The organism is Bacillus sp. NPDC060175 (assembly GCF_042728695.1).
Taxonomy (GTDB): Bacteria; Bacillota; Bacilli; order Bacillales; family Bacillaceae_G; genus Bacillus_A.
In genome coordinates, this window is the sequence record NZ_JBHWYR010000042.1 from 1 (window position 1) to 14,497 (window position 14,497).

The 14,497-nt window shown below is 34.3% G+C and carries 17 protein-coding genes; 15 read left to right on the plus strand and 2 right to left on the minus strand.

The window, feature by feature from the left end; translation table 11 throughout:
* The first annotated feature begins 64 nt into the window (after nt 1-64).
* The 4 genes from ACFWDE_RS19580 to ACFWDE_RS19595 are packed head-to-tail and all read left to right on the plus strand — an operon-like array spanning nt 65 to nt 3,386.
* Nucleotides 65-1,726: a peptide ABC transporter substrate-binding protein gene (locus tag ACFWDE_RS19580; protein ID WP_377894107.1), complete on the plus strand. Its 1,662-nt coding sequence runs from the start codon at nt 65-67 to the stop codon at nt 1,724-1,726.
* 59 nt (nt 1,727-1,785) lie between these two features.
* Nucleotides 1,786-2,202 (plus strand): FosBx1 family fosfomycin resistance bacillithiol transferase, encoded by a 417-nt coding sequence (fosB, locus tag ACFWDE_RS19585; RefSeq protein WP_377894109.1) that lies wholly within the window; start codon nt 1,786-1,788, stop codon nt 2,200-2,202.
* A gap of 13 nt (nt 2,203-2,215) precedes the next feature.
* Nucleotides 2,216-2,758, plus strand: coding sequence for a short-chain dehydrogenase (locus tag ACFWDE_RS19590; protein WP_377894110.1), 543 nt, complete (start codon nt 2,216-2,218; stop codon nt 2,756-2,758).
* A 16-nt stretch (nt 2,759-2,774) separates the two neighbouring features.
* A complete protein-coding gene (locus ACFWDE_RS19595; protein ID WP_377894112.1) occupies nt 2,775-3,386 on the plus strand; it encodes a phosphoserine phosphatase 1 in 612 nt (203 codons plus the stop codon).
* Between the two features lie 45 nt (nt 3,387-3,431).
* Here ACFWDE_RS19595 and exsB read toward each other — a convergent pair whose 3' ends face one another.
* Complete coding sequence (exsB, locus tag ACFWDE_RS19600) at nt 3,432-4,028, minus strand: exosporium protein ExsB (RefSeq protein ID WP_377894114.1); 597 nt, start codon at nt 4,026-4,028, stop codon at nt 3,432-3,434.
* Nucleotides 4,029-4,209: 181 nt separating this feature from the next.
* Between exsB and cotH the strand changes: the two genes are divergently transcribed.
* The 8 genes from cotH to ACFWDE_RS19640 all read left to right on the plus strand — a co-directional run bounded on the left by cotH (nt 4,210) and on the right by ACFWDE_RS19640 (nt 12,000).
* Nucleotides 4,210-5,286 carry a spore coat protein CotH gene (cotH, locus tag ACFWDE_RS19605; RefSeq protein ID WP_377894116.1) on the plus strand — a complete coding sequence of 359 codons (1,077 nt, stop codon included), beginning with the start codon at nt 4,210-4,212 and terminating at the stop codon, nt 5,284-5,286.
* Nucleotides 5,287-5,390: 104 nt separating this feature from the next.
* Nucleotides 5,391-6,008: an NUDIX hydrolase N-terminal domain-containing protein gene (locus ACFWDE_RS19610; RefSeq protein WP_377894117.1), complete on the plus strand. Its 618-nt coding sequence runs from the start codon at nt 5,391-5,393 to the stop codon at nt 6,006-6,008.
* A gap of 193 nt (nt 6,009-6,201) precedes the next feature.
* Nucleotides 6,202-6,804 carry an undecaprenyl phosphate transporter UptA gene (uptA, locus tag ACFWDE_RS19615; RefSeq protein ID WP_000880689.1) on the plus strand — a complete coding sequence of 201 codons (603 nt, stop codon included), beginning with the start codon at nt 6,202-6,204 and terminating at the stop codon, nt 6,802-6,804.
* A 96-nt stretch (nt 6,805-6,900) separates the two neighbouring features.
* Nucleotides 6,901-8,280, plus strand: a complete 1,380-nt coding sequence (locus tag ACFWDE_RS19620) for a putative polysaccharide biosynthesis protein (RefSeq protein WP_264540635.1) — start codon at nt 6,901-6,903, stop codon at nt 8,278-8,280.
* A 183-nt stretch (nt 8,281-8,463) separates the two neighbouring features.
* Entirely contained in the window at nt 8,464-9,405 is a 942-nt protein-coding gene (locus ACFWDE_RS19625; RefSeq protein ID WP_000933700.1) for a magnesium transporter CorA family protein, read from the plus strand.
* 199 nt (nt 9,406-9,604) lie between these two features.
* The gene (locus tag ACFWDE_RS19630) at nt 9,605-10,501 is read left to right on the plus strand and encodes a permease (RefSeq protein ID WP_377894121.1); all 897 of its coding nucleotides are present in this window, start codon (nt 9,605-9,607) and stop codon (nt 10,499-10,501) included.
* A 3-nt stretch (nt 10,502-10,504) separates the two neighbouring features.
* Nucleotides 10,505-11,374, plus strand: a complete 870-nt coding sequence (locus ACFWDE_RS19635; RefSeq protein ID WP_377894123.1) for a TIGR03943 family putative permease subunit — start codon at nt 10,505-10,507, stop codon at nt 11,372-11,374.
* Between the two features lie 119 nt (nt 11,375-11,493).
* Nucleotides 11,494-12,000, plus strand: a complete 507-nt coding sequence (locus ACFWDE_RS19640; RefSeq protein WP_002200764.1) for an acyl-CoA thioesterase — start codon at nt 11,494-11,496, stop codon at nt 11,998-12,000.
* A 131-nt stretch (nt 12,001-12,131) separates the two neighbouring features.
* Here ACFWDE_RS19640 and ACFWDE_RS19645 read toward each other — a convergent pair whose 3' ends face one another.
* Nucleotides 12,132-12,218 carry a YjcZ family sporulation protein gene (locus ACFWDE_RS19645; protein ID WP_000505094.1) on the minus strand — a complete coding sequence of 29 codons (87 nt, stop codon included), beginning with the start codon at nt 12,216-12,218 and terminating at the stop codon, nt 12,132-12,134.
* 159 nt (nt 12,219-12,377) lie between these two features.
* Here ACFWDE_RS19645 and cls point away from each other — a divergent pair, with 159 nt between their 5' ends.
* The 3 genes from cls (at nt 12,378) to ACFWDE_RS19660 (ending at nt 14,420) form a co-directional block, all read left to right on the plus strand.
* Nucleotides 12,378-13,562 carry a cardiolipin synthase gene (gene cls, locus ACFWDE_RS19650; protein WP_377894124.1) on the plus strand — a complete coding sequence of 395 codons (1,185 nt, stop codon included), beginning with the start codon at nt 12,378-12,380 and terminating at the stop codon, nt 13,560-13,562.
* Nucleotides 13,563-13,596: 34 nt separating this feature from the next.
* Nucleotides 13,597-14,055: a spore coat protein gene (locus ACFWDE_RS19655; RefSeq protein ID WP_377894126.1), complete on the plus strand. Its 459-nt coding sequence runs from the start codon at nt 13,597-13,599 to the stop codon at nt 14,053-14,055.
* Nucleotides 14,056-14,240: 185 nt separating this feature from the next.
* Nucleotides 14,241-14,420: a hypothetical protein gene (locus ACFWDE_RS19660; RefSeq protein WP_377894128.1), complete on the plus strand. Its 180-nt coding sequence runs from the start codon at nt 14,241-14,243 to the stop codon at nt 14,418-14,420.
* Nucleotides 14,421-14,497 lie beyond the last annotated feature (77 nt).

Genomic DNA, 14,497 nt, shown 5'->3' on the forward strand with positions numbered 1-14,497 from the left:
CTTTTGTATAATAAAATATATTATACAAGTTTTAACTTATACATATAGATTGGGGGAAGGAAGAATGAAGAGAAAGGCAACAACAATTGCTGCACTTGCGTTATCGACTAGTGTACTGGTTGCGGGATGTGGGAATGGGGAGAAGGCTTCGACAACGAAGAAAGAATCAAGTAAGGGAATGGCAGATAAACAAGTTTTAAATTTGCTAGAAACAGCTGAAATTCCTTCAATGGATACATCTAAATCAACAGATTCTGTATCTTTCCGTGTATTTGTAAATGCAATGGAAGGATTATATCGTCTAGATAAAGATAATAAACCAACTCCAGGTATGGCCAAAGACGTGAAGATTAGTGAAGATAAAAAGACATATACATTTGAATTACGTGATGCAAAATGGTCAAATGGTGATCCAGTTCGAGCACAAGATTTTGTATATGCATGGCAACGTACATTAGATAAAGCAATAGCAGCAGAATATGCATTTATTTTATTTGATGTGAAAAATGCACAGAAAGTAAATAAAGGAGAAGTACCGTCGGATCAATTAGGTGTTAAAGCGAAGGATGATAAAACGTTGGTAGTAGAATTAGAGCAACCAGCACCTTATTTCCTTGAGCTTACTTCGTTCCCTACATTCTTCCCATTAAATGAAAAGTATGTAAAAGGACAAGGGGATAAATACGGATTAGAAGCAGATAAATTATTGTACAATGGACCATTTACAATGAGTGAATGGAAACATGAACAAAGTTACCAGTTAAAGAAAAACCAAAATTATTGGGATAAAGATGCTGTAAAATTACAAGAAATTAATGTGGGTATAGTAAAAGAGACAAGTACTGGGGTGAATTTATATGATAGTGATCAAGCAGACCGTGTCATTTTAAGTTCTGAGTTTGTAGACAAATATAAAAAGAATAAACCAGATGAATTTAAAACGAAGCTAGACCCACGTATGTATTTCCTACGTTTTAATCAAAAAAATGCAACGTTTAAAAATCAAAAGGTTCGTGAGGCGATTGATTTAGCGTACGATAAAAAAGGAATTGCGGATGTAATTTTGAATGATGGATCATTGCCAGCGTATTTCTTAGTACCTGAAAAGTTTACGACAGGACCAGATGGAAAAGACTTCCGTACTGTAAATAAAAATTTCCGTGACAGTAAAGATAATGCTGCGAAAGCAAAAAAACTGTGGGAAGAAGCGAAGAAAGAACTTGGTCAAGATACAATTACAGTAGAATTACTAAATGATGATAACGGTAGTCGTAAAAAAGTGGGCGACTTTATTAAAGAAGAATTAGAGAAAAACTTACCTGGTATTAAAGTGAATTTGAAGCAACAACCATATAAGCAGAAGTTAGATTTAGAAAAGAAATTTGAATATGAATTCTCATTATCTGCATGGAGTCCAGATTATCCAGACCCAATGACATATATTGATATGTTCGTTACTGGAAGCTCATTTAATGAAATGGATTATTCAAATCCGAAGTACGATGATTTAGTAGCAAAATCAAAAGGAGAACTACTAAAAGATGACGCAGCACGCTGGAAAGCACTTGCAGAAGCTGAAAAAATCTTAATTGGTCAAGATGCTGCAATCTCTCCTACGTACCAACAAAGTACAGCTTACTTAGAGAAGACGTATGTAAATGGTATTGCTAACCATACGTTCGGTGGCGACTTTAGTTATAAATGGGCATATATTACAAAGAAATAGTATAATAAAAGATGAGTGAATTTTCGCTCATCTTTTATTTGTTTAGGGAGGAACGTGGAGTGTTGAAAGGAATCAATCATCTTTGTTTTTCAGTATCAAATTTAGAAAACGCTATTATGTTTTATGAAAGAGTGCTAGAAGGAGAACTATTAGTTAAAGGGAGAAAACTTGCATATTTCAATATATGTGGAGTATGGATAGCACTGAACGAAGAGGAACATATTCCCAGAAAGGAGATTCATCAATCTTATACGCACATTGCATTTTCTGTTGAACAAAAAGATTTTGAACGCCTGTTACATCGGTTAGAAGAAAATAATGTTCATATTTTACTAGGAAGAGAACGTAATGTGAGAGATTGTGAGTCTATATATTTTGTTGATCCTGACGGTCACAAGTTCGAGTTTCATTCAGGGACACTACAAGACCGTCTAAATTATTATAGGGAAGAAAAACCACATATGACATTTTACTAGGGAGGAAGAGTATTTGCATGCACTTGTAATCGGGGGAACAGGGATGTTAAAGCAAGTTTCTATGTGGCTTTGTGAGCAAGGATTCCATGTTTCTATTATTGGACGAGATGAAGTGAAATTAGAAAATGTGAAGGGAGCAAGTTCTGCACCAGAAAATATCACATGCCTTCCGTTAGATTATCATAATAATGACGATGTAAAGATAGCTATTAAAGGTACAATTGAGAGAAATGGTCCCATAACATTAGTTGTCGCATGGATACATTCAAGTGCAAAGTATGCGTTATCACTCATTTGTAAGGAGATAGAATTTTCGTCTGAAACATACAGTTTATTTCATATTTTAGGCAGTAAAGCATCGCGTATGACTGCAGAGAAAATAGGTGGTACGCTTTGTCGGTATCATAGAATTATATTAGGTTTTATTTTAGAAGATACATACGGAAGATGGCTTACTCATCAAGAAATATCAGATGGAGTAATTAATGGGATTGAAAGTAATTGCAATGAATGGATTGTGGGGCAAATAGAACCATGGGAATTACGACCAAATTGATAAGGGGGAATGAGAAATGAAAACAACTGTATATGTAACAAGGCACGGTGAAACAGAATGGAATGTAGCGAAGCGAATGCAAGGACGTAAAAATTCAGCTTTAACTGAAAATGGTATGTTACAAGCGAAACAATTAGGTGACCGGATGAAAGATTTAGCTATCCATGTGATCTATAGTAGTCCGAGTGAAAGAACACTTCATACTGCAAAGTTAATAAAGGGCGAACGTGATATACCGATAATAGCGGATGAGCATTTTTATGAAATTAACATGGGTATATGGGAAGGACAAACAATCGATGAGATAGAAAGGCAATACCCAGAAGAAATACAATTGTTTTGGTATGAGCCACATCTTTTTCAGTCAACATCAGGAGAAAATTTTGAGGCCGTTCATAAAAGAGTAATTGAGGGGATGCAGCTTCTTTTAGAAAAGCATAAAGGCGAAAATATACTAATTGTTTCCCATGCGGCAGCGGCAAAATTACTTGTTGGGCATTTCGCGGGTAGTGAAATAGAAAATGTGTGGGATGATCCATTTATGCATAGCGCTAGTCTTAGCGTAATAGAATTTGAAGAAGGTAATGGAAAAGTAAAACAATTTGCAGATATAAGTCATTTTCAATAAACGTAAAAAAGGCCGCAAAACGGCCTTTTTTTGTAGGCATAAAAACTAACAATTACGTTTTTTATACCAGAAGTGGTCGAATTTCTTATTTTTGCAACATGGGAACTTATGTCTACCGCTGCAATCATTCCATTTATGCCCGTCATCGTGACAGTCCTTACCATGATTACATGAATCATCGCAAGAGCGACCGTGTCCGTGAGGGAAGAATTCGCATTTTTTACAGAAACTTCGTTTTGTCCAGAAAAATTTCTTTTCAAAGCGTATGCATTTTGTAACGAAAGTACAATGTTTTCTGCGAGTACGTTTTGTAACTAAAACGCATTCTTTTCTGCGCGTCACCTTCGTAACGAACGTCCATTTTTGAACGCGCACACGAGTACATTTCGTAACAAATGTCCATTTTTTAACATGAGTACATTTTGTAATGAAAGTACAATGTTTCACGCGAGTACATCTTGTTCTTGGACATTTACGTCCTGTTGTACATTTACGCCCTGTTGTACATTTAAACCCTGTTGTACATTTATGATGAGAGAATTTATCATCATCGCACTCAAAAGCACTTGGATCTTGGTGTAAGAAATCCTCCATCCCAGCACTTTTGATTTCTTCAACAGCTTTTCTAATATCACGTTTCATAGAAATCCTCCTTATCGAGTATTAAATTGAAAAGGTATTCTTTTTCCTTAACATGATATGAGATACGGTTTCTTTCTGAACAGGACAAGAGTGTATTTTTATATAAATGGATGATAGCGGATGTATGGACAAGGCGTGGTGCATACATTGAATGAAGAGAACTGAGAAGGGATGAGAAAACATGCTGCTTTCATATGATTTTTTTGTTCATCCAATGTACTTAGTGGAATTGAAAAAAGACATTTGGTCAGATAGTCCAGTGCCAGCAAAATTAACTTATGGGAAAAAGAAGTATGACATTGATATTGTCTACCGTGGTGCTCATATTCGTGAATTTGAGAAAAAATCTTATCATGTTATGTTTTATAAACCGAAAAAATTTCAAGGTGCGAAAGAGTTTCATTTAAATTCTGAGTTTATGGATCCGTCTATCATACGAAATAAATTATCTCTAGATTTCTTTCATGATATTGGTGTACTTTCACCTAAGTCACAACATGTATTTATAAAAATTAATGGTCAAATTCAAGGGGTATATTTACAGTTAGAATCAGTTGATGAAAACTTTTTAAAAAGTAGAGGATTACCGAGTGGTTCTATTTATTATGCGATTGATGATGATGCGAATTTTTCTTTAATGAGTGAGCGAGATAAAGATGTTAAGACAGAGCTCTTTGCAGGATATGAATTTAAATATTCGAATGAAAATAGTGAAGAACAACTGAGTGAATTTGTATTTCAAGCAAATACTTTGTCGAGGGAAGATTATGAAAAAGAAATTGGGAAGTTTCTAGATGTAGATAAATATTTACGATGGTTAGCTGGAGTTATTTTTACGCAAAACTTTGATGGTTTCGTTCATAACTATGCACTATATCATAACGATGAAACAAATTTATTTGAAGTTATACCGTGGGATTATGATGCGACTTGGGGGCGAGATGTACAAGGGAGACCGCTTAATCATGAATATATTCGCATTCAAGGGTATAACACGTTAAGTGCAAGGCTGTTAGATATACCTGTATTTAGAAAGCAATATCGAAGTATTTTAGAAGAAATATTAGAAGATCAATTTACAGTTTCATTTATGAGGCCGAAAGTAGAAGGAATATGTGAATCGATTCGTCCGTATTTACTACAAGATCCATATATGAAAGAAAAATTAGAAACATTTGATCAAGAGGCTGATATGATCTATGAATATATAAATAAAAGAAGAAAGTATATACAAGACCACTTACATGAATTGGATTAATTTTGAAAGAGATTGGAACATTATCAATCTCTTTTTTTGTATAATAAAGATGTACGAAAAAAGTGAAATAGTATGTATTTGATAGAGAATGGGGTTGTGTAGAGATGACGATTAAATGGATTGATTGGGTAAAACAAATACAATCTATAGCCCAAGCGGGTTTAACGTATTCTAAGGATGCGTATGATATAGAACGTTTCCAACAATTACGAGACATTTCGATTTCGATGATGTCACATTACACAAAAACAGATTGGGAAGTAGTAGAGAAATTATTTGCAAGTGGGACGGGCTATCAAACACCAAAAGTTGATATACGAGCAGTTGTTTGTCAAAATGAAAAACTATTATTTGTGAAGGAAAAAAGTGATGGGAAATGGGCGTTGCCAGGTGGATGGGCTGATGTTGGTTATACGCCAACAGAAGTAGCAGCAAAAGAGGTTTTCGAAGAGACAGGATATGAAGTAGATCATTTTAAGTTACTAGCTATATTTGATAAGGAAAAACATCAACCATCGCCTTCAGCAACGCATGTATATAAGATTTTTATTGGTTGTGAGATTGTTGGTGGAGAAAAGAAACTAAGTATTGAAACAGAAGATATAGATTTTTTTAGTGAAAATGAAATACCTGATTTATCAATCGCTAGAAATACAGAATGGCAGATTAAAGAAATGTTTGCGTTTATGAAGGATCGAAATAAGGAAAAGATACTTGATTAATTAAATTAATCAAGTATCTTTTTAGGGTATATTGATGAAGGGCTGTACATATTCTTGTAACAAAAAAGAGTATAGTGTAGTCTTCTTTAAAATCTATGAGTTAGGCGAAGAGATTCACATGATTATATTGGCAGATGGCAATCTTTATGTGATAATGGGGGGTATGTGAAGAAAAAAGGAGATAGAAAAGAATATGTTAGCGAATATAATAGATCAGTTATTGCAATTCTTTGCAAGCTTAGGGTACTTTGGAGTAGCTCTTGCTTTAATGATTGAAGTAATCCCAAGTGAAATTGTACTTTCGTATGCTGGCTTTTTAGTAGCGGATGGTAAAATTAGTTTTGTGGGTGCAGTTATCGCCGGAACTATTGGTGGTACTTTAGCGCAAATCTTTTTATACTGGCTTGGATACTACGGAGGGCGTCCAGTTGTAGAGAAATATGGGAAATATCTACTTATTAATAAACACCATTTAGACATAGCGGAAGGTTGGTTTAAGCGTTACGGAGCAGGCGTAATATTTTCTGCACGCTTTATCCCAGTAGTACGTCATGCTATTTCTATTCCAGCAGGACTAGCTAAGATGCCATTAAAACTATTTACACTTTATACGGTTGTAGCGATCATTCCATGGTCAATTCTATTTATATACTTAGGTGAAAAACTTGGTGGAAATTGGCGTCATATTAAAGAGTATGCATCTGATTACACACATTACATAATTATAGGAGCTGTGCTCTTTATTGCACTATACTTCGGTTTAAAGTATTTGAAAAAGAAAAAAACAACACGTTAAAGTCAATGATGATTCATTGGCTTTTTTATTTGTTTCGGTTCTAAACAAAAGGAGTTGTCCATAATGTGTAATAATAAAGCGTAGCGGAGGAATGTAATGAAAGGGTCACCGTTTATACGTGGAACGATATTTTTAACGATGGCAACGATGATATCTAAAATGTTAGGGTTTATATATATTATACCATTTACAGCAATGGTTGGTACGAGCGGGTACGTTCTATACACATATGCATATCGTCCTTATACGATTATGCTGAGTATAGCGACGATGGGGTTACCGCTCGCTGTTTCAAAGATGGTATCAAAATATGATCAACTAAATGATTATCATACAGTTAAAAGAGTACTAAAGAGTGGTATCGTTTTTATGTTAATAATGGGAGTTGTATCATGTTTCACACTATATGTATTAGCCCCGCATTTAGCTGAACTTGTAGTTGATGGAAGTGATCAAACGGGGAATAGTGTAACTGCAGTCGCTACTAACATTCAAATTGTAAGTTTTGCGTTAATACTTGTACCAGTAATGAGTTTATTAAGAGGCTTCTTTCAAGGGTTTCAGTCGATGGGCCCTTCTGCATTAAGTGTAGTTGTAGAGCAATTCTTTCGGGTCTTAACCATATTGATAGGAAGTTTTGTCGTATTATATGTTTTAAAAGCGTCTGTTTCGCTAGCAGTTGGTATTTCAACGTTTGGTGCTTTCATGGGAGCGATAGGTGGATTAACTGTTTTAACTGCGTATTATGTAAGAAGGAGAAGGCATTTAAAGAAAAAAGAGATGGCAAGTATACCGCAAACGACGAAATCTTTCTTCTCGTTGTATAAGGAGCTCTTTACATATTCTATTCCTTTCGTCGTGGTTGGTTTAGCAATTCCTTTGTATCAGACTATTGATACATTTACAATTAATAAACTACTTATACAAATTGGATATATGCAAGGAGAAGCGGAAAAAATCAATGCGATAATTGGCCTTGTTCAAATGGTTGTACTTATCCCCGTTTCAGTTGCGACTGCTTTTAGTATGTCCCTCGTTCCAGAGATGACGAAAGCTTATACAGCAGGGAATACGAAGTTACTATATAAACATTTTACAAAGACGAATATATTAGTAGTAGGGATTACGGTACCAGCGGCGATTGGAATGATGGTGTTAGCAAAACCAATATATACGCTTTTGTTTAGTACTGGGAATGATCCGGAGATAGGAAGTGTTATTCTACAATATTATGCTCCTGCGTGTATACTATTTTCTCTCTTTACTGTAACGGCCGCCATGCTGCAAGGAATCAATCAACAACAGAAAACAGTATTAGGTTTAGTAATCGGAATTATTGTAAAGATAATATTAAATATTGTATTGCTTCCGTATTTCGATTATGTAAGTTTTATCATTTCAACTTACGCTGGTTATACGATTTCAGTTGGTTTTAACTTGTGGATGCTCTCTAAATATGTTATAAAAGCAACATAAGCTTTTAAGGCAGAGAATCCTCTGTCTTTTTCTACGTTTATAATATTTTTCACGTAAAAGCGTTTTCAAAATAATTTTTCTATTGAAATTTAAACGTATGTTTCATATGCTGAAAATAGCGGTTCAAAAACTGTTGTTTAAGTGAGGTAGATTCCCACATGTAAAAAGAATCGGGGTGATAGTATGTTAAATATGTATTTAACAGACCGAAACGGAAAACTACAAGAGATTGAGGAAATGCAAAAGGGTTGCTGGATTAATGTACTTCATCCAACTGAAGAGGAAATTCAGTATTTAGTACAAACTTTAAATGTAGACTTAGATTTCATTAAAGACCCTTTGGATGATGAAGAACGCTCTCGTATTGAAAAGGAAGACAATAATACCTTAATCATCGTCGATATTCCGACAGTTAGGCATGATGAAGAGGGGAATTCAATTTATGACACGATTCCAATAGGTATGATTGTAATGCCAGATTGTTTCGTTACAATTTGCTTAGAAGAGAATCCAATTTTTGAACGTTTTATTAATCAACGTATTAAAGAATTTTATACGTTTAAAAAAACACGCTTTGCACTGCAGCTCTTATATACAATTTCTACTTATTATTTAAGATACTTAAAGCAAATAAATCGAAAAACAATCGATTTAGAGCACCAATTAAATAAGTCGATGAAAAATAAAGAAATTTTCACATTGCTCGGCCTTGAAAAAAGTTTAGTTTATTTTACAACATCATTAAAGGCAAATAAAATTGTAATTCAAAAATTAATGCGAAACAGTACATTTTTGAAAATGTATGAAGACGATCAAGATTTACTAGAAGATGTATTAATTGAAAATAAGCAGGCTATTGAAATGGCGGAAATATATAGTCACATCTTAAGTGGAATGATGAATACATTCAGTTCGGTTATTTCTAACAATTTAAATAGTGTTATGAAACTGTTGACTTCTATTACAATCATTTTATCATTACCAACGATGGTTTCTAGTTTCTTTGGAATGAATGTAAAGGTTCCATTTGAAGGGGAAGCATATGGTTTTGTAATTGTACTTATAATATGTGTAACATTATCTTTCACTTTAGCATTTGTTTTTTGGAAGAAACGTTACTTTTAATGATAAGAAAGCTGCTCTAGCATAGTTGTCAAACTGCGCTAGAGCAGCTTTTTTTGCTATGAAATCTCAATTTTGGAACAGAATATAACTTGTGAAATGTAATGTGTATGAAGGTTATGAATTCCGTATAACCCTTGTTCAAATAATGAAATGGGGTTAAAATTACATATTGTTAATGAAAAGTTGGAGGAAATACATCATGGAATTGTTTGAATTACCGAAAGCATTCCTGCAAATGAATACAATCTTTATCTCAATATTAATCGAAGCACTTCCTTTTGTGCTAATTGGTGTATTTATTTCAGGATTCATTCAAATGTTTGTGACAGAAGATATGGTGGCAAAATGGATGCCTAAAAACCGATTTCTGTCCGTTTTATTAGCTACTTTTTTAGGTATGATGTTTCCTGGATGTGAATGTGGAATTGTTCCGATTGTAAGACGATTAATCGGAAAAGGGGTTCCACCCTATGCAGGAATTGCATTTATGTTAACTGGACCGATTATTAATCCCGTTGTATTATTTGCAACATATGTTGCTTTTGGAAGTAGTATGCACATGGTATGGTATCGTTCTATTGTAGCGATTATCGTAGCAATTATCGTTGGAATTATATTATCATTTATGTTTAAAGAACATCAATTAAGAGATGATCACTTCCCAGAAGTGAATCATAAGCGTCCGTTACGTAAAAAAATGTGGGATGTATGTACACATGCTGTTGAGGAATTCTTCTCAATGGGAAAATATTTAGTGCTAGGTGCGTTAATTGCAGCTGCGGTTCAAGTATTTGTACAAACTTCAACATTGCTTGCAATTGGACAAGGTCCGTTTTCTTCATCAGCTGTTATGATGGGACTTGCTTTCATTTTATCACTTTGTTCAGAGGCGGATGCATTTATTGCTTCTTCGTTCCAAAGTACATTTTCAACAGCGTCACTTGTCGCGTTCCTCGTATATGGACCGATGGTGGATATTAAAAATATGTTTATGATGCTTGCGACATTTAAAACAAAATTTGTAATTGTTGTGACGGTTACAGTTACACTTGTTGTTTATGCAAGCTCACTACTCATTTATGCGATGGGGTGGTAGGTTATGTTTCGAGCATATATATTACTAGGTTTTACAATTTTAATTGGACAGCTTCATATTTCCGGTAACATTACGAAGTATATAAATATGAAGTACGCCTATTTATCAAAAACTGCAGCTATTATTTTAGGTTTCTTAACGATTATACAAATTATTATCGTTTTCCAGAAAGAGCATCAAAAGGAAAAAGAGAAACAAGATTGTAGTTGTGATCACAGCCATTGTGGGCATGATCATTCAAAAGATGAAAATACATGGTGGAAAAAAGCATTTTCGTACACATTGTTCTGTTTCCCAATTATTTCAGGATTATTTTTCCCAATTGCAACATTAGATTCGGACATTGTTAAAGCGAAGGGATTCCATTTTCCTGTTGCACAAGCGGAAAGTAAAGATCCATTTATGACGAGACAATTCTTAAGACCAGATACGAGTATTTATTACGGAAAAGAAGGATATCGTGGTGTAATGGAAAAAGGGAAGAAAGAGTTTGTTACGAAAGACAATATTGCATTAAAAGATGAAGATTTCCTAAAGGGTATGGAGACAATTTACAATTATCCTGGTGAATTTACTGGTAAAACTTTATCATTTAAAGGCTTTGTTTTCCGCGATGACTCTTCTAAGAAAGAACAATATTTCTTATTCCGTTTCGGTATTATACATTGCGTAGCGGATTCTGGTGTATATGGTATGTTAGTAAAAAAACCAGAAGGTGTAGAGTGGAAAAACGATGATTGGATTCAAGTAGAAGGAGAAATTTCAACTGAATTTTATCAGCCGTTTCATGCGAATATTCCTGTTTTAGAAGTAACGAAATGGAATAAAGTTGAACAGCCGAAAGAACAATATGTATTTAGAGGAGCCGATTGATAAAATCGGTTCTTTTTTGTGGACTAAAAGTTCTAAAAATTGTTAATATTAAACGTGTAGTTCATGAGATGTAGTAAATGCTTGGATATTAGGGATATATAATTAAAGGGGTGATAACAATGACTGAAGTAAAGGGTAAAACAGCTAATGAATCAAGAGTTTTTAAAACGAGTCGAGTATTTCCAACGGATTTAAATGATCATAACACGCTATTTGGTGGAAAGATATTGGCGGAGATGGATATGGTTGCTTCAATTTCAGCAACGAGACACTCGAGAATGGAATGTGTCACAGCGTCTATGGATTGGGTAGATTTCTTATACCCAGTACGTTCTTCAGATTGTGTTAGTTATGAATCTTTCGTAATTTGGACGGGAAGAACTTCTATGGAGATATTTGTGAAAGTAGTAGCAGAAGATTTAATTTCAGGTGAAAAACGTGTAGCAGCAACTTCATTCGTTACTTTTGTTGCGCTTAGTAAGGAGAATAATCCAGTTCCTGTACCGCGTGTTATCCCTGAGACAGAAGAGGAGAAAGAATTGCATCGAATTGCTGTGTTACGTGCAGAACAGCGTCATATTCGTAAGGCGGAGAGTAAGAAGGTAGCTACACTGCTAACTTTTTGATGTAAAATACTTTCCTAGTGGTACTATTTTTGTAATGGGCTAGGGGATTTTATGAAATGAAAAGCGGACACCTAAAAATAGGTGTCCGCTTTTATAGTTTTTTCATCCCCATATCGTATTACAATAACTGCTTAGCAGAAGCAAGCAGCACCGACGATAATTAAGAGGATAAATAATACGACTAGTAGCGCAAATCCATTACCATGTGCGAAGCCCATTGTTATTTCCTCCTTTTATTTTAAGATACAACATACAATATGCAGATGAGCTCTTGTTTGATATGGACGTATATCATGCAATGACATATTTTTTGTATGATAATGTTTAAAAAAAGGAAAGATATAGGAATAACAGTAGTTAGAGAAAGGAACGTATCCATGAAGCACTTTTTAATTGTAATAATTTGTTTTATAGGTGTATTCATATGGATGAACGTTGATGTGGAAATGGGGAAGAAAATGGCTAGTGGATATGAATTAGAAAAAATTCGGTCAGGGGATTTTCAATTATATACGAACGGTGACGAGTTATATAGAAGTTTATTTGAGAATATAAATCGTGCAGAAAAGAATGTGTATATTCATTTTTATATTGTAGGTAAAGATGAGGTAAGCAAAGAATTCTTACAATTATTAGAGAAAAAAGCATCTAGCGGAGTAGATGTGAAATTGTCAGTAGACCGCATTGGCGGATATAAGCTTAAGAAAAAGATAATCAATCAATTAAAAGAAAAAGGCGTGAAGTTTACATTTAGTAAAAAACTTAAATTAAAAAACTTATTTTATTCTTTGCATCAACGTAATCATAGACGCATTGTTACTATAGATGGGAAAGTTTCGTACATTGGTGGCTTCAATATCGGAAAGGAATATCTTGGGCAGGATCCTAAATTTGGTCCGTGGCGTGATTATCATGTACGCATCGAAGGGAATGGAGCTACTGATATGGAACGGAAATTTGCGGAAGATTGGCAGGAAGATACGGGAGAAAAGGTCCCTATACGTCAAGAGTTACCTGTACAAGGAAATGTAAAATATCAATATGTATTTTCGAATGGGAAAGGTTTATGGCAGGAGTATGGAGCGCTTTTAAAGAAGGCAAAACATTCCTTAATTATCGCTACACCATATTTTGTACCGAGTAAAGAGATGGTAAAAGGACTGAAAGATGCATTAAATCGTGGTGTCCGTGTGAAAATTCTCGTTCCATTTAAAAGTGATGCCGTATTGTTAAAACAAGCTGCCTACCCTTATTTGAAAGACATGTTAGATGCTGGAGCGGAGATTTATCAATATCGAAATGGATTTTTTCATGGGAAAGTAACAATCATCGATGAGGAAATCGTTGATATCGGTACAGCAAATTTTGATAATAGAAGTTTTTACTTAAATAACGAATCTAACTGTTTCATATATGACAAGAAAGTCGTTGCTGACGTATGGAGTCGATTAAAAGGAGACTTTCATAAATCAAAACGATTTTCTGAAGAAGATTTTGAGAAAATTAGTAGCTGGGATTGGTTTCTAGCAAGAATATCAAATGTTATCGCATCATATTTATAGTATATAGATGAAAAATAGGAAGGGAGGAGCTTTAATGGATTGTATGAAAGAATTGATGACATATAGTTACACACTTATATATAAAGTTGGAGAGTACACGGGCAAGGTTCGAGATGAAGAATTAAAGGATATTTTACAGCATCATTTGCCGTATATGTTACAAGCATATAATGAACAAGTGAATTTTCAAGAAGGAGAAAATATACAGCATATAACTTGTAAACAAATGTGGCCGGAATTTACAGAAATGGATAGGGAAACAGATAATGAATATACAGGGGATATGGGGATTGCAATTTGTTATATTACACATCTGAAACGATTAGCATTAAAGTTTGCTCAAGTGGCAGTAGAAGTTGCGAACCCGGAGTTTCGTTCTTTTCTGGAAAATTGTTTTGTGAAAATGAATCGTTACGCATATAATGTTTGGCAATATGTTGTGAAGAAGGAATATAAGATTAAACATGTATATGAAAATGAAAAATTCGCGTGAAAAGCTAAGGTGGAATGAAAGGCGCCTTAGTTTTTTTATGTCTAATTAGAGGGGGGATTAAAGATCGGTTATGTTATCTGAAAATTTACAATAGTTTACTGTATCTTTACTATTTTTAAATCTTTCCTTTAAAAATAAAGAGTAATATGGGATTGTACATATTCTATCAAAGGGAGGAAACGCAAATGAACAAATGGGTTAAGTCATTAACTGCTATGGCACTTGCAAGTTCTTTATTAATGGTAGGTTGTAGTAAAGATGAGGATAAAAAGAAAGAGGATGACACAACAACAAAGCAAAATGAAAAGAAAGATAAAGAAACAAGCGGAACAGACAAGTCTTCTGATTCGAAAGAAAAGAAATAAAGTGAAACTTTAATCAGTGGGGGTTTTGTCCATCCCCACTGATTATTAGCCCTCACCAATCGGGCATTTACGGGCAG